The following is a 15,534-nucleotide window of genomic DNA, read 5'->3' as shown; positions in this document are numbered from 1 at the left end:
GAACGATGGAATCCACGCCGTTGCGCGGACCCGGGGACGCCGCCCCGACACTTGATTGCCCCAGCCGCTTGCGCGAGCCTGTCGCGGCCTCCGTGAGCACGCCCCGCTACTTCGTTCCCCACGCCGCCAGCCCGGTCGAACCGGTGCCGTGCGATGCCTCGGAGGTCGTCCACGTCCTGGACGCCTTCCGGCTGGAGCCCGCGTACCTGGGTGAGCCCGAGTGGTTCGTCTGCACCGACGTCGTGGGCCAGCTCCAGCTCATCCCCGGCAGCGAGCGCGCGCGGCTGCCCGCGTCCGTGCAGGCGCAGCTCGCGCACCATGAAGTCGCCTCCGGCAAGCCGCCGCGCCGCCTGGCCGCGACGGAGCTGTTCTTCTTCGCTCCGGAGGTGGTGGAGCACCCCTCCAACACGGACGGCTTCAACGACCCCGTCTATCTCTACGGCACGCTCACGGGCCCGTGGCCAGGCAACGCCGTAACGCGCGTGAACGGGCAGCTCACCGTCACCCGGGGCGACGTGCTCGCTGGCTTCGCGCACGGCGCGCAGGACGCCTTCCACTACGTGAAGGACGCGGAGAGCCGCGACGTGCCCCGCGCCTACCACGCGCTGCTGCCGGGCGACCGTGCGGATCAGCTCGCGCAGGGGCGCGGGCTCGTCCTCACCTACCCCGCGGTGCCCGCGGAGCTGCAGGCCCACCACGCCGCCAACGGCGCGCAGGTCGCGAGCGTGCTGCACGCGGTGCTCTCCCAGCTCCAGGACGACGCGCGCACGAACCAGGGTCCCCAGGACATCGCCTCGCTGGAGCTACCCGTGCCGAGCCGCGCGATGGCCATCGCGGACCTGGAGCTGCGCGGCTACGAGGTGAAGGGCGACCTCGCGACGCCGCGTCCCACGAAGGGCGGGCTGGTGGGGAAGCTCGCCGGGTGGCTCCAGGACGAGTCCGTGCGCGTGCCCCGCGAAGCGCCGCCGCCGGAGTTCCTGGAGCTCGCGCGCCGCGTGCTGCCGCTCCTGCCGGGCTGGCCCACGGAGACGGAGCGCACGCTGCGCGCCCACGTGCACGCGGGCACGCTGCCCCCGGGCACGCCGATGACGCGCCCCCCGGTGCCTCGCGCGCCCATGCCGCCCGCGTCCATCCCGCCGCGCCTGCCCACGCCGCCCGTGCGCTCCAGCGAGTGGATGCAGGACTTCATCGGTGCGCACGGCAAGCCGGGCGGCGCGAAGCCGCGCCTCACGCAGCTGCAACCGAAGCCCGCGCCCCGCCCGCCTCCCGCGAAGCCTTCATCCCCTGCCTCATGGCAGGCGGACTTCGCTCCGGCTCCGGCCGCGCCCGCCCGTCCGGCCAGCAAGCAGCAGGAGAAGGCGCCCGCCCCGCCCGGCAAGAAGCCGGACTGGATGCGCGACTTTGACGACTGACCCCGTCCGTTGCGGTGCTCGCACACCGGGCGATAGCGTTTTCAACCTCCAGAAAGGCAGACCATGGGACACGAGAAGCCGATCGAGCCGTTTTCGGACCTGCACCGCGAAGGGGACCGCGTGCGCGCGGTGCTGCTGCACGACCCCACGGTGGAGGGCCTGGACATGGCCATCTACATGGACGCTTCCGGCAGCATGCGCGAGGAGTACGCCTACAAGGCGCAGCAGCGCACCTTCCTGGAGTGGCTGCGCGGCGCGCCCATGAAGGAGGCCTCCAACGACGTGGAGCCGCAGGTGCGCTGGATGCTGGAGTATCTGGCCACCAAGGACCGCAACGGCCTTTTGCGCGTGGCCTACTGGGCCTGTGGCACCAACGGCCGCCAGGTGGAGCCCGTGGGTGAGCTCAAGGGCACCGACGTGAAGCAGTACAAGTTCCCCGGCGCGAAGCAGCTGGGCGGCTTCACGTACCTGGAGCCCGCGCTGCGCGACTACGTGAAGTACCTGGAGGAGCAGGTGAAGGTGGGCGCCAAGCGCGGCTGCGCCATCATCGTCACCGACGGCCGCCTCCACGACGCCGAAGCGGTGGAGAAGTTCTCCGCGGAGGTGGCGAAGAAGATCGCCTCCGGGCGCCTGCCGCGCATCAACTTCGTGCTGGTGGGCGTGGGCGACGACATCGACGAGGAGCAGCTGGAGCACATCGCCCACGCGGAGTTCCCGGGCGTGGGCCACCTCTGGTGCCACCGCATCGCGAAGGAGATCACCCAGGTCGCGGAGCTGGTCGCCGTGCTGGTGGACGAGACCATGACGGTCGCCGCCGGCGGCACCATCTACGACGACAAGGGCACGGTGCTGAAGACGTATGAGGGCCGCCTGCCCGCGGTGCTGGAGTTCGAGGTGCCCGAGGACGCGAAGAGCTTCACGCTGGAGGTGAACGGCCAGCGCTACACCCAGCCGCTCCCCGACGAAGAGCACCACGACGAGGACGAAGACGAGGACCACCACTGATGGCCGGCCACGAAGTCATCAACCGCCCCTTCTCCGACGTCCACCGGATGGGCAACAAGGTCGTCGCGACGCTCTTGCACGACCCCACCGTGGAGGGCCTGGACGTGGCCCTCTACATGGACGGCTCCGCGAGCATGGAGAACGCGTACGGGCCGCGCGGAATCCTGGCGAAGCTCGCCCCGGTGAAGAACCAGGTCGAGCCGCAGATGCAGTGGATGCTGGAGTACCTGGCCAACAAGGACCGGGACGGCAAGGTGCGCGTCACCTACTGGGCCTGCGGCGACGGCACCCAGCTGGAGATGGTGGGCGACCTCACCGGCCCGCAGGCCAAGGGCTACCGCTTCCCCGGGCCGAAGTCCTACGGCAAGGCCACGGTGATGCTGCCGGTGCTGCGCGACTTCGTGGCGCACATCAAGCAGCAGGTGGGCGAAGGCGCCAAGCGGGGCCTGGCCGTCATCATCACGGACTCGCAGATCAACGACGCCCATGACGTGACGGCCTACGCCACGCAGGTGGCCAAGGAGATCGCCTCCGGCCGCCTGCCTCGCATCAACTTCGTCTTCATGGGCGTGGGCGAGCACGTGGACGAGGAGCAGATGGAGGAGATCTCCCATACGACCTACCCGGGCGTGGGCCACCTCTGGTGCCACCGCCACGCGGACCGCATGGAGGAGATGGCGGAGCTCGTGGCCGTGCTCGTGGACGAGACGATGACCGTCGCCGCGGGCGGCACCGTCTACGACGAGCAGGGCAAGGTCCTGAAGGTCTACGAGGGCCGCCTGCCCGCGGTGCTGGAGTTCGACATCCCCCCGACGTGCAAGCAGTTCACGCTGGAGGTCGCCGGCCAGCGCTTCGACCAGCCCGTCCCGGAAGAGCACGAGGACGAGGACCACCACGACGAGGATGAGGACGAGAAGCCCCAGGCGGCAGCGCCTCCGGCCGCAGCGCCCTCGCACTCACGCCGCGGACACCGCCACTAGGGCGACAGGAAGAGCCAAGCCATGTCGGAGCAGAAGAAGAGCGGGTCGCGGTTCGGTGCGTTGAACATCAAGGGCCTCAAGGAAGCACAGCCCGGCGGCAACGCCGTGCAGCGCCATGTCCACGGCCCGGGGTGCGACCACGACCATGGCCATGATGGCCACGACCACCACGGTCATGACCACGGGCACGCGCATGCGCACGGCGAGCCCCACGTGCACGGCCCTTCCTGCTCCCATGGCCACGACCACGGACATGACCACCACGGCCATGCCCACTCCCAGCGCGTCATCCGTCCGCCGGCCCACCGTCCGGCGGAGGGAGGCGGCGCCGCGCTCCAGTTGGATCTGGAGGGCACGCTGCCGGGAGAGACGGACGACCAGGGCCGCTTCGCGCGGCTGGAGGCGGCCCTGGAGTCGCAGCACGGCATCACCGACGTGCACCTGCGCCGCGACGCGGGCCACGCGGAGGTGTGCATCCACTACCAGCCGTCGCTGGTGAGCGTGTCTCAGTTGCTGACGCTCGCTCGGAAGACGGGCGCGCAGGTGGCCGCGCGCTATCCGCATCACACCTGGTTCGTGCGCGGGATGGACTCCGCGGACGCGGCCCAGGTCATCGAGCACGCGGTCTCCAAGATGAAGGGCGTGCTCACCGCCAGCGTCGCGTACGCCAGCGAGCGCTTGGTCATTGAATACGACAAGCAGGAGCTGAAGCTGCCGGACGTGGAGGCCCGGGTGAAGTCGCTCGGGTACGGGCTGGAAGTGCCCATGGCGGGCCACGCCTGTTCGCACCACGCGCACGGTGGCGGTCTGGCGCCGCTGTTGGAGCTGCCCCTGGTGGTCGCGTCCGGCGTGCTGCTGGCGGCGGGCTTCGTGGTGGAGCACTTCGCGCTGGCGCCACCGCTGGTGGCCACGGTGCTCTGGGCGCTGTCCATGGCGAGCGGCGGCTTCTTCGCCATCCGGGGCTCGGTGCAGTCCATCGCGCAGCTGCGCATCGACATCGAGACGATGATGGTGGTGGCGGCGCTGGGCGCGGCGGTGCTCGGCGCGTGGTTCGAGGGCGCGTTCCTGCTCTTCCTCTTCAGCGCGGGCCACGCGCTGGAGCACCGGGCCATGGAGAAGGCGCGCCGCTCCATCGAGGCGCTGGGCCAGCTGCGTCCGGAGGTGGCGCGCGTGCGCCGGGGCTCCGACGTCGTGGAGGTGCCGGTGGCGGACGTGAAGCGCGGGGAGCGCATCGTCGTGCGCCCGGGCGACCGCGTCCCGCTGGACGGCGTCATCCTGGAGGGCAAGAGCTCCCTGGACCAGGCGGCCATCACCGGCGAGTCCATGCCGGTGGCGCGCAAGCCGGGCGACGAAGTGTTCTCCGGCACCATCAACTGCGAGGCGGCGCTGGAGGTGGAGGTGACGCGCCTGTCGTCGGAGTCCGTGCTGGCGCGCGTGGTGGACATGGTGGCGCAGGCGGAGGCGCAGAAGGGCAAGCGGCAGCGCTTCGCCCAGCGCCTGGAGCGCACCGTGGCGCCGCTCGTGATGGCGTCCGCGGTGGTGTTCCCGGTGGTGCTGGTGCTGACGGGCACGCCGATGAAGGAGGCGGTGCTGCGCGCGGTGGGGCTGCTGGTGGCCGCGTCTCCGTGCGCGCTCGCCATCTCCACGCCGTCCGCCGTGCTCTCCGCGGTGGCGTCAGCCGCGCGCGGGGGCGTGCTGATCAAGGGCGGCATCTACCTGGAGCTGCTCAGCGGCATCCGCGCCATCGCCTTCGACAAGACGGGCACGCTCACCGTGGGCCGCCCCCGGCTGCTCACCACGTGGGCCGCGCCGGGCGTGACGCGCGAGGAGCTGTTGGGCACCGCCGCGGGCGTGGAGGCGCTGTCCGCGCACCCGCTGGCCAAGGCGGTGGTGGACGGCGCCGCCGAGGCGCGCATCGCCGTGCCCGTGGGCCGCGACCTGGAGGCCATCCACGGCCAGGGCATCCGCGCGAAGGTGGGCGACGACGCGGTGGAGGTGGGCAGCACGGCCCTCTTCGCGGGCGAGGCGATTCCCCCGGAGGTCACCGCCGAGGTGGCGCGGCTGGAGGAGGCGGGCCAGACGACGATGGTGGTGCGCCGCGCGGGCCGCTACCTGGGCGTGCTGGGCGTGGCGGACACGCTGCGCGGCGGCGCCCGCCAGGTGGTGCAGGCGCTGAAGGCGGGCGGCATCGAGCGCACGGTGATGCTGTCCGGCGACAACGCGCTCGTGGCCCGCTCCATCGCGCAGCAGGTGGGCCTGGACGAGGCGAAGGCCCCGCTGATGCCCGTGGACAAGGTGACGGCGGTGAAGGAGCTGGGCCGCACGCACCCGGTGGCCATGGTGGGCGATGGCGTCAACGACGCGCCCGCGCTCGCCGCGGCGGCGGTCGGCGTGGCCATGGGCGGCGCCGGCAGCGACGCGGCGCTGGAGACGGCGGACGTGGTACTGATGAGCGACGACCTGGCGAAGCTGCCCTTCGCGCTGGAGCTGTCCAGGCGCGCCACGGCCGTGATGAAGCAGAACCTGGTCATCGCGCTGGGCGTGAGCGCGGTGCTCGTGGTGGCCGCCGTGCTGGGCCTCACGCGCATCAGCCAGGCCGTGGTGCTCCACGAGGGCAGCACGCTGCTCGTCGTCTTCAACGGCCTGCGCCTGCTCGCCTTCCGGCCGAAGGCGCCCGCCTCGCCGCCGCAGCCCGCCACGGGCCCGCAGCCCGCCGCCGGTTAGCCCGTGCGCGTCATGCTTGGCGTGACAACTTCCCCCACGCCCGGAGGAGCGGGCGCACGCGGGAGGTGTTGTCTTGCAGGCGGCATGACTTGAAGTGGATGCACGCAGCGCGTCGTGAGCGGGGTGTCACAGGCGGCGCGTGTTGAACGTGGCATGGTGGGAGCTCCCATGCCTGTCAGCGTCTTCGACCTCTTCAAGATTGGAATTGGACCCTCCAGCTCGCACACGGTGGGGCCCATGCGCGCGGCCCGCACGTTCGTGGTGGGGCTGTCGGACGCGGGGCTCCTGGAGCGCGTGACGCGGCTCAAGGTGGAGCTGTTCGGTTCGCTGGGCGCGACGGGCAAGGGGCACGGCAGCGACAAGGCGGTGCTGCTGGGCCTGCGCGGCGACACGCCCGAGGACGTGGACGTGGAGCTGGTGCCGTCCATCGTCGCGCACTGGCGCGCGGAGGGGCGCGTGTCGCTGCTCCAGCGGCTGGTGCTCCCCTTCCGCGACGGCGAGCACCTGGTGATGCACAAGCGCAAGGTGCTGCCCTACCACCCCAACGGCATGCGCTTCACCGCGTTCGGCGAGGGCGGGGAGACGCTGGCCTGTCGCATCTACTACTCGGTGGGCGGAGGCTTCGTGGTGGACGAGCACGCGGCGGCGGGCGCGGATCCGCTGCGCGCGGAGAACGCGTCGGTGCCGCTGCCGTTCAGGTCCGCGGAGGAGCTGCTCCAGCACTGCGAGCGGGAGCGGCTGCCCATCAGCTCGGTGATGCTGCGCAACGAGCTGACGTCCCGGAGCGAGGAGGACATCCGCGCGGGGCTCTTGCGCATCTGGACGGTGATGCAGGCGTGCGTGACGCGCGGGTGCACCACGGGGGGCATCCTGCCCGGCGGGTTGAAGGTGGAGCGGCGCGCGGCGGCGATGTACCAGCGGCTCATCAGCCGGCCGGAGGCGGGGCTCACCAATCCGCTGACGGTGCTGGACTGGGTGAACCTGTACGCGCTCGCGGTGAACGAGGAGAACGCGGCGGGCGGGCGCGTTGTCACGGCGCCCACGAATGGCGCGGCGGGCATCATCCCGGCGGTGCTGCACTACTACTGGCGCTTCGTGCCGGGGGCGAACGCGGACGGCGTGGTGCGCTTCCTCCTCACGGCGGGCGCCATTGGAGCGCTCTACAAGGAGAACGCGTCCATCAGCGGCGCGGAGGTGGGCTGCCAGGGCGAGGTGGGCAGCGCGTGCTCCATGGCGGCGGGAGGGCTCGCGGAGGTGCTGGGCGGCACGCCGCTGCAGGTGGAGAACGCGGCGGAGATCGCCATGGAGCACAACCTGGGGCTCACCTGCGACCCGATTGGCGGGCTGGTGCAGGTGCCCTGCATCGAGCGCAACGCGATGGCCTCCGTGAAGGCCATCAACGCGGTGCGCATGGCGCTGTCCGGCGACGGGAAGCACTTCGTCAGCCTGGACAAGGTCATCAAGACGATGCGCGACACCGGCCGCGACATGAAGGACAAGTACAAGGAGACCGCGCGCGGCGGCCTCGCGGTCAACGTCCTGGAGGTCGCGAACCTCAGCGTCGGCCTGCCGGAGTGCTGACGGTTCCAGCGGCTTGAAGTCCAACCGTCCAGCAAGGCCCACCTCCCTGCCCGACGCGGCCTGAACCTGTCCGACAGTCGGACAGGTTTCCCGGCCCCCGGCCTCCAAACCTGTCCAACCGCGGAACTGGATTCCGCGTCGCCGACGGAGCAGCAGCCCTCGACCACGGCGGTCTGAACCTGTCCGACTGTCGGACAAGTTCGCGAGCCGCACCGCCGGAGGCGAAGGCCCCGCTGGGCCCCTCCTCGGACTCACCTCGGCCCAAAGGCCTACCGCCGACGCTTGCCGCCGCGCCCGGCGGACACGGGCACCGCCTTCACCACCGGGGCGGGCCGGACGGAGAGCCACGCCTCCACCTCCTTCGACTGCGCGGTGCGCCCCGCAGACCTGAAGCGCGCGAGCGCCTGTGACGCCGCGTCGCGCGCCTCCGCCTCCTCGCCGTCCTTCCACAGCGCCTGGGCCAGCGCGAAGCCGGACTCGCCCAGCGAGTCCTCCTGCACGTCCTTGAAGGACAGCGCCTGCTTCAGTGACGCAATCGCGTCGCGCGTGCGCCCCAGGCCCAGCTGCGCTTGCCCCACTCCGTCCAGCGAGTAGTAGACCAGCTCGTCCTCGGGCCCCAGCTTCGCCTCCTTCACCTTCCGCGCTTCCTCGTAGTCCCGCAGCGCGTCCTCGTAGCGCTTGAGCGCGAGCAGGCTCATGCCCTCCTCGTCCAGCGCCTCCGCCAGCTTCACGCTCTGGTTCCCCAGCAACGTGCGGTGCAGCGACACCGACACCCGCGCGTGCTCCAGCGCCCCGGTGAAGTCCCGCTGCTCGCGCAGCGCCATGGACAGCGCCTGGTGCCGGCGCGCCGTGTCCAGGTGCACGGGCCCCATCGCCTTCTCCGTCTGCGCCAGCGCGTCCTTCAACACCGTCACCGCCTGCGCGCTCTTGCCCGTCTCCAGCAGCGTGCGCCCCAGCGTGAACGCCACCCGCGCCCGCTTGGGGTGCCCCTCCGGCAGCGCCGTCGCCAGCAGCCCCGACGCCTGCTCCAGCAGCTTCAGCGCGTCGTCCGGGCGCTCCTGCATCAGCGCGAGGTTCGCCGCGTTCACCTTCAGGTCGCTCTCCAGCACCGCGTCGCCGCCCACGCGCTTGAGCGTCGCCTCACCCAAGCGGCCCCAGCGCTGCGCGAGCGCGAACTGCTCCTGCTCGCCGTCCACGAAGAGCAGCTTGTTCATCACCGCCACCGCGAGCCGGTCCGCGCGGCCCGCCTCCGCGTCGTAGACGGCCTGCTCCAGCACCGCGCCGCCCGCGGCCTTGTCGCCCAGCACCGCCTGCGCCCAGCCCAGGTGGAACCGCAGCTCCGCCATCAGCGGCAGATAGCCCGTGGCCATCACGCGCGCCTCCGCGGCCTTCGCCAGCTCCAGCGCCTTGGGCATCCGGCTCAGGTCCACGCGGGCCTTCACGTCCGCCAGCGTCCCCTCCAGCGCCTCCAACTCCGCGCGCTTCGCGGGATCCGCGGGCCGGGGCTGAAGCTCCGTCAGCGACTCCACGTCCGCGCAGTCCCCCGGCGAGGGCAGCGCGTACGCCGCGTCCAGCGACTTGTCCACCAGCGCCACGTCCGCCGTCTGAAGCGTGGCCACCAGCGCGCCCAGGTCCTTGCGCCGCCGCTCCAGGCACACGAAGCGCTGGGACAGCAGCTCCTCCGTCTGCACCTCGCGCACGCGCGTGTCCTCGCACGCCGCCGTGTGCTGCTTCGCCCACTCCGCGCCGTAGCCGTCCAGCACCGCGCCCACCCGGCGCGCCATGTCCTGCGCCACCGGGCTCTTCGTCGCGAGGAACGACTGCGTCACCTTCTCGCGAGCGTCCGGCCCCCAGCGCTCCGCCACCAGGGCCGGCGCCCCCTCGCACACCTGCGAGCGCGACCACGCCACCCCGCCCGCCACGCCCAGCACCACCGTGGCCGCCACCGCCGCACCCGCGCGGCGCTGGAGCAGGGCCCGCCGCTCCCGCTGCCCCAGCACCGTCAACAGCTCCGCCATGGAGCGGAACCGGTCGCGAGGCTCCAGCGACAACCCCTTCATCAACGCGCGGCGCACCCACGCTGGCACCTTCGACTCGCGCGGCGGCTCCAGGATGGGCGACGGCGGCAGCACCTGCACCACCGCGGCCCTTGTCACACCGGGCTCGTCCTCCGCGCCGCCCTGAGGCCGCAGCTGGGACGCCACCCGCGACAGCTCGTCCGGGTCGAACGGGCGGATGCCATACAGCGCGCGGTACAGCGCCGCGCAGAAGCTGAATTGATCCGACCGCGAGTCCAGGAGCTCCCCCCGGAACTGCTCCGGGGACATGTACGCGGGCGTGCCCATCACCAGGCCCGCCTGCGTGAGCTGCGAGTTCAGCGGCGAGTCGTCCCCCACCGGCCGCGTGCGCTCGCCGTCCTCGTCGTCGTCGTCCGCCTCGCCCATGGGCCGCGCCAGCCCGAAGTCCGTGACGTAGACGCGCCCGTCCTTGCCCACCAGCACGTTGGCCGGCTTGAAGTCCCGGTGCACCAGCCCCGCCGCGTGCGCCGCCTCCAGGCCCCGCCCCGCCGCCAGGTACTTGTCCAGCAGCTCCTGCCACGTCCGGGGCTTCGCCTTCGTCCAGTCGCGCAGCGTGCCGCCGTCCACCAGCGCCATCGCCACGTAGACCTGCGAATCCCACTGCCCCACCTCGAAGACGGGGATGACGTTGGGATGGGAGATGCGCGCCATGGCCTGCGCCTCGCGCAACAGCCGCGCCCGTCCCTGCTCCAGGTCCTCGTGGCCGCCCTTCACCCGCAGCAGCTTCAGCGCCACCTTGCGGTCCAGGTCCGGATCATAGGCGGCGTACACCACCCCCATGCCCCCCTGCCCCAGCACCTTCAATGGAACGAACCGGCCCACCTGCCGCGAGGACAGCCGCTGCGACTCGCCGCCTCCCGCCCCTCGCGAGGGCACCGAGGCCTCCGCCCCACCCCGCCCCGTCGCGGGCGCGCTGGCTCTACCCGTACCGTAGGTTTCTCGCGACGTCGAAACGCGAGGCGCGGAGCCGGGCGCGGAAGGCCCGTCGTCCCTGTCATGCCGGTTCGCCATGGGTCCAGTGTACCCCTCATTCCAGGATTCCATGGTTCTTCGGCCGGGCCGCCTGCCCGGTTGCGTCTGAAATCGCGCCCTTCCCTCAAAAGCCGTGATCCGGAAGCAACCTCCAAAGTCCTGCGCGGATAATGGGGGAGGAAAAAGACCCGGTAGCGACAGGAGACGCCCTATGGCCCTCGGTATTGGCTCCAAGCTCGATTCGGTCATGGCGCGCATCCGCCAGGCCGCGGCGGAACGCGCGGCGGCTGCCCAGTCCGTGAAGGAGCCCCTGCCGGACGCCCCTGACGCCAAGGCGGTGAACCCCGCGGAGGGCCGCTACCTGGACTCCTTCGAGGAGGAGCGGGCCAAGAAGATGGGCATGCCCGACCTGGCCGCGCCCCCGCCTCCGGGCACGGACCCGGCGACGGCCAGCGCGGTCCCCACCAATGAAGCGACGCAGGCCCAGAAGGAGCAGGGCTGGAACGCGCCGCAGACGACCGTGGCGCAGACGAGCAAGAAGGGCTGCGCGGAGGCCACCCTCACCTACCTGGAGCAGTCCAGCGCCGAGGAGGCAGTCCCACTGACGCAGCAGGAGGCTCGCGAGAAGGTCCGCAACAAGGCGGACACGCTGAGCACGTCCGTGCGCGACCGCGTGAACGTGAACCTGGATGACGGCGCGACCCCGGACGAGATGGGCGCCATGCTCGGCTCCATGGGCATCAAGGTCACCAACGGCTTCGACGAGTGCAACACGGACGCGCTGAGCGGCGCGCTGAAGCACGGGCAGATGGCCCTGGCGATGGTGGACTCCGGCGCCCTGCTCAACACGACCCTGGCCGAAGGCGAGAAGGGCCCGGAGAGCGGCGAGCTGCACTGGCTCACCATCGACGGCGTGAACCCGGGCAAGAGCAAGAGCACGGATGACGACCTCTACCGCGTGCGCGACCCCATCAACGGCGCGTACTGGGTGAAGGCCAGCGACCTGAAGAAGAGCATCGAACAGGCCCAGGCGAAGCACGGCAGCGGCGGCGTGATGACGGTGCAGAAGGACGGCACCGCGAAGACGACCGAGCAGCGCGAGGCCCTGGCCCAATCCAACCTGGAGCGCACCCAGCCCCTGGGCAAGGGCAACGGCGGCGCCAGCCGGCGCCTGAGCGTGGGCGAGTCCAGCTAGCGTCCCGCCACGCAGCCCCCAACGCCTTCCCCAGCCTCGCGCCGGGGAAGGCGTTTTTGCGGGCATCTCATCGAGGAGATCCACCGGAGGCGCAGTGGAAGCGGCTGAATCCATGCTTCCAGAAAAGCCGTCCGAGGATGACATCGCCTGGGGACCGAGCATGGTGCCGATAGCGCGACATGCATTGAGCACCTGCGCGTCGCGAGAGTGACGGTCCCGCTCCCGAAGAAGTAGGGCGTCAAGGGCAAGACCGAGACCCGTTCACGACTTCCGCAGGGCCTGTAGCTCGCGCATCAGTCGGTGATAGTCTTGGGGGTCGTCGCGTTTACGTACTTCGCGAGCAAGCTCACGCCGGGTCCTGTGGAAGTGGTCCCAGTCCCAGGATGTCGGACCAAGACCTTTGTAGCGCGTTGGTTGGAAGAGGCATTTCCCGTCGGAATGCTCGGCTTCTCGCCTCTCGCAGTTGAAGCACCTCAAGAAGTCCTGCAGCCGACGCGGTGTAGACATGAGCGGCCTTTGAGGAAGAGTGCAACGGTGGAGAGGCAACAGTACGGCGCTCGCTGTCCAGGGGATGGGGCGCACGAGCGTGGGCGAGTCTAGCCAGAGGTCCCGCTCCCGCATGCTCCCTAACGCCTTCCCCCGCATCGCGCAGGGGAAGGCGTTTTCACCTCCGGAGGACTACAGCGGCTCGCCCACCACCAACGTCACGGGGCCGATGCTCTGGACGATGTACTGGTTGCGCGTGCCCACCTGGATGACGCTCTTCAGCCGCGCCTCCGGCCACTGCGCGTAGCCCAGCTCGTACAGCCACCGGTAGTCCTTCGGCGGGCCTTCGGAGGCCTGGGGCGAGGCGCGCTCCCCCAGGATGAAGGCCGCGTAGCGCGTGTAGGCCTTGTGGATGCTGCCGCCGCCCGTGCCCGCGTAGTCCCAGAAGCCCGGCCGCGCGTAGTTCACCTCCGCGTTGCGCGCGACGAGCGACATGGCCCACAGGTGGAACAGCGAGTAGCCGATGGGCGGTTCGCGGAGGATCTTCTCCTCGTAGACGCGGCCCTCGTTGGCGGTGCCCGTGCCGGACTCGATGGCGCGGTTGATGACGTCCTTGATGAAGGACGGGTTCGCGTACGCGCCGTTGCGGCGGTCCATCCACGACGTACCATCCAGCACGTAGCCCGCGAGCGCGCTGTCCTGCAGCGCCACGGATGCGGCCAGCAGGCCCGCTAGTCCCCAGGAGAGGTGGTTGTCCGAGCGATATCGGGTGAAGGCGCTGGAGCTGGGATGCGTGTCCGCCCAGCGCGTCCAGGCCTGGAAGCTGGAGTTGACCGCCTCCGCTGACTTGCGCAGCCACTCGCGCACGGCGGCGTCGTCCGCGGCCGGGAGCGGGTAGCCGTTGCGCTTGAGCAGCACATACGCGTCGCTGGCGTTTATCAGGCCATACACCTGGAACAGGCCATCCAGCGCGAAGTTCCACGGGCGGTCGGAACAGTAGTCCGTCGTCTGGCCATCGAGCTTCGCCGCCGCGTAGTCCACGTGCAGGTCATGCATGTTCACGGGCGTGTGCTGCGACGCCCACGTCTTCAGGAACAGCGCCGCGTGCGCCGCGTACTTCGTGTCCCCGCTGACGGCGTACTGGAGCGCCAGCGTGCGCATCCGGTCTCCGTCATCCGTGAACTTGCTCGTCGCGTCCGCCAGCGAGTTGTCCACACCGTCCGTGTCCGGCGAGCACCAGTGGTAGGTGATGGTGGAGATGTTCGTCATCCGGAACGGCCTGGGCGTCGCGGTCAGCGCCCCATCCGCGCGGCCCTTCAAGATGCGCGCGTTCTCCGCGTAGGGCTCCGTCGTGGCGGAGGCCCGCGTCCGTGCGCGCGTGAGCTCCGCGGCCGTGATGAAGATGCCGCCGCCCGCCGCGGGCAGCACCGTGGCCGCGGCCTCCGTCTGGGTTAGCCCCGACTCCGTCGCGTCTTCCTGTCCGCAGGCCGTGCCGCCCAAAACCACCCCCACCACCAGCGTCCGCAACCACCGTGTGTTCAAGGTCATGTCGTCATTCCTTTCGGTCGCGGGTGCGAAGGGCTCAGGTGCCGTCGATGAGGCGGTTCGCCAGGTCCGGGCTGAACTGCCCGGCGGGCGTGCCCGGGGCGATGCCGCACTGGCCATCCGAGTCCCCCGGCGTCTTCACCCACAGGAGCATCTCCGCGCCGCCGCCCGTCTGCGACGTCGCGCCCAGCTTGCGGCCCGCGGGGTTGCACCACTCGCCGTTGGAGCCGTTGCCGTTGCGGCTGGTGTCGATGACGTACTGCCGCGTGTAGCCGTAGCGGCTGTTGAGCGCGGCGTTCACCGCGTTGCCGTACGTGGTGGACTGCGCGGTGGGGTAGAAGTTGGAGACGTTGAGGGAGAAGCCGCGCACGTTGCGCACGCCCGCGGACTCCAGGCGCTGCGCCATGGTGTCGGCGGCGATCCAGCTCGCGTTGCCGCCGTCCAAGTACGTCCAGGTGTTGGGCGCGCGGTCGCGCAGTTGCTCGGAGGCGTAGCGGATGAGGCTCAGCCGCGTGGCGCGCTCCGTGTCGTTGGGGAGGCAGTCCAGCTGCGCGACGCCGTCCGGCTCCACGATGACCACCGCCGGCCGGTTGCCAATGGCCGTCGCGAAGGCGGCAATCCAGGCGCGGTACGCGTCCGCGCTGCCCGCCCCGCCGCCGGAGTGGCTGCCGCAGTCGCGACCGGGGATGTTGTAGGCCACCAGCACGGGCAGCTTGTCCGCCGCGTCCGCCGCGGCCACGAAGTTGGACACGTCCTGGGAGATGTTGCTGTTCCAGTTGCCGAACCAGCGCGCCATCGGCTTCGAGGCGATGGACGCGTTGATGCGCGACGCGCGGCCATCCCCGCTGTTGTTGCGCACCCACACCGCGGGGTTGGAGTTGGGGTCCACGTAGAAGCCGCTGGTCATCGCCACCGGGCCGGAGCCGGTGCCGCTCTCCGTGGTGAGCGAGATGTCATCCAGCCGCACCGTGACGGCGTTGGCGCGGCCGCCCAGTTGGAACGTCACCTGCCCCTGACCGGACGAGAACGACGACGTGAAGGGAAAGGAGAACCGGCGCGACGTGCCGTCCAGCGTAAAGGACCGCGTGAGCGTGGACGTGTAAGGCGCCACCTCCTGCTGCACGGTGGCTTGCGCGGTGATGGTCGCCGTGGCGGTGGCGGTGAACGCGAGCGTGTACGTCTTCCCGGCGGTGAGCGTCAGGCCGCTCTGTCCCACGATGGCGTCCCAAGGGTTCGCCGTGTTCGCCGCGACATCCACGCGCCACTTGCCGCTCTCCACATACGACTGCGTGCTGGCGTTGTTCCACCACGGCGCCACCGTGCCGGAGCTGAAGGAGCCATTGGTGAGCAGCTCGGTGAGCGCGGCCTCCTGAGTCGTCAGCGCCGGAGCATCGACCGGAGCATCAGGAGCAACGGGCTCGGCCGGACCACAGGCCGCGAGCGCGAACAGCGGCACGAACGACAGCGACAACCGACGCACGGAACGAGGGGTACGCATGAAGGGGGAACTCCTCACCACGGGGGAGCTCCCTTCTTGCGGCGGCCCAGTCCGGAAT

The 15,534-nt window shown here is 70.9% G+C and carries 9 protein-coding genes; 6 read left to right on the top strand and 3 right to left on the bottom strand.

Features of this window, described 5'->3' with window-relative positions; all coding sequences use genetic code 11:
* Positions 1-68 precede the first annotated feature (68 nt).
* The 5 genes from JYJ93_RS10155 to JYJ93_RS10135 all read left to right on the top strand — a co-directional run bounded on the left by JYJ93_RS10155 (position 69) and on the right by JYJ93_RS10135 (position 7,702).
* Positions 69-1,412: a hypothetical protein gene (locus JYJ93_RS10155; RefSeq protein ID WP_242543749.1), complete on the top strand. Its 1,344-nt coding sequence runs from the start codon at positions 69-71 to the stop codon at positions 1,410-1,412.
* A 63-nt stretch (positions 1,413-1,475) separates the two neighbouring features.
* On the top strand, positions 1,476-2,417 hold the full coding sequence (locus JYJ93_RS10150) for a vWA domain-containing protein (RefSeq protein WP_206788715.1): 942 nt from the start codon (positions 1,476-1,478) through the stop codon (positions 2,415-2,417).
* Positions 2,417-3,397, top strand: a complete 981-nt coding sequence (locus tag JYJ93_RS10145; protein ID WP_206788713.1) for a VWA domain-containing protein — start codon at positions 2,417-2,419, stop codon at positions 3,395-3,397. Before JYJ93_RS10150 ends, JYJ93_RS10145 begins: the two co-directional genes overlap by 1 nt.
* Positions 3,398-3,418: 21 nt before the next feature.
* The gene (locus JYJ93_RS10140) at positions 3,419-6,121 is read left to right on the top strand and encodes a heavy metal translocating P-type ATPase (protein ID WP_206788711.1); all 2,703 of its coding nucleotides are present in this window, start codon (positions 3,419-3,421) and stop codon (positions 6,119-6,121) included.
* A gap of 168 nt (positions 6,122-6,289) precedes the next feature.
* Positions 6,290-7,702 carry an L-serine ammonia-lyase gene (locus JYJ93_RS10135; RefSeq protein WP_206788709.1) on the top strand — a complete coding sequence of 471 codons (1,413 nt, stop codon included), beginning with the start codon at positions 6,290-6,292 and terminating at the stop codon, positions 7,700-7,702.
* Between the two features lie 269 nt (positions 7,703-7,971).
* Here JYJ93_RS10135 and JYJ93_RS10130 read toward each other — a convergent pair whose 3' ends face one another.
* A complete protein-coding gene (locus JYJ93_RS10130) occupies positions 7,972-10,656 on the bottom strand; it encodes a serine/threonine-protein kinase (RefSeq protein WP_269012808.1) in 2,685 nt (894 codons plus the stop codon).
* A gap of 307 nt (positions 10,657-10,963) precedes the next feature.
* Between JYJ93_RS10130 and JYJ93_RS10125 the strand changes: the two genes are divergently transcribed.
* Positions 10,964-11,947, top strand: coding sequence for a hypothetical protein (locus JYJ93_RS10125; protein WP_206788704.1), 984 nt, complete (start codon positions 10,964-10,966; stop codon positions 11,945-11,947).
* 678 nt (positions 11,948-12,625) lie between these two features.
* Here the strand turns inward: JYJ93_RS10125 and JYJ93_RS10120 are convergent.
* Both JYJ93_RS10120 and JYJ93_RS10115 read right to left on the bottom strand, forming a co-directional pair.
* Complete coding sequence (locus JYJ93_RS10120) at positions 12,626-13,981, bottom strand: alginate lyase family protein (RefSeq protein ID WP_206788701.1); 1,356 nt, start codon at positions 13,979-13,981, stop codon at positions 12,626-12,628.
* Positions 13,982-14,015: 34 nt separating this feature from the next.
* Positions 14,016-15,476, bottom strand: a complete 1,461-nt coding sequence (locus tag JYJ93_RS10115; RefSeq protein WP_206788691.1) for a glycoside hydrolase family 6 protein — start codon at positions 15,474-15,476, stop codon at positions 14,016-14,018.
* Positions 15,477-15,534: the final 58 nt, after the last annotated feature.

Origin of the sequence: Corallococcus sp. NCSPR001 (assembly GCF_017309135.1) — a bacterium.
Lineage (GTDB): Bacteria > Myxococcota > Myxococcia > Myxococcales > Myxococcaceae > Corallococcus.
Note: the sequence above shows the minus strand (reverse complement) of the source record. Positions and strands in the feature narration are given on the sequence as shown.

Coding starts and splice junctions, on each gene's coding strand:
- JYJ93_RS10150 (WP_206788715.1), top strand. CDS start 1,476: ATGGGACACGAGAAGCCGATCGAGCCGTTTTCGGACCTGCACCGCGAA.
- JYJ93_RS10145 (WP_206788713.1), top strand. CDS start 2,417: ATGGCCGGCCACGAAGTCATCAACCGCCCCTTCTCCGACGTCCACCGG.
- JYJ93_RS10140 (WP_206788711.1), top strand. CDS start 3,419: ATGTCGGAGCAGAAGAAGAGCGGGTCGCGGTTCGGTGCGTTGAACATC.
- JYJ93_RS10135 (WP_206788709.1), top strand. CDS start 6,290: ATGCCTGTCAGCGTCTTCGACCTCTTCAAGATTGGAATTGGACCCTCC.
- JYJ93_RS10125 (WP_206788704.1), top strand. CDS start 10,964: ATGGCCCTCGGTATTGGCTCCAAGCTCGATTCGGTCATGGCGCGCATC.
- JYJ93_RS10120 (WP_206788701.1), bottom strand. CDS start 13,981: ATGACCTTGAACACACGGTGGTTGCGGACGCTGGTGGTGGGGGTGGTT.
- JYJ93_RS10115 (WP_206788691.1), bottom strand. CDS start 15,476: ATGCGTACCCCTCGTTCCGTGCGTCGGTTGTCGCTGTCGTTCGTGCCG.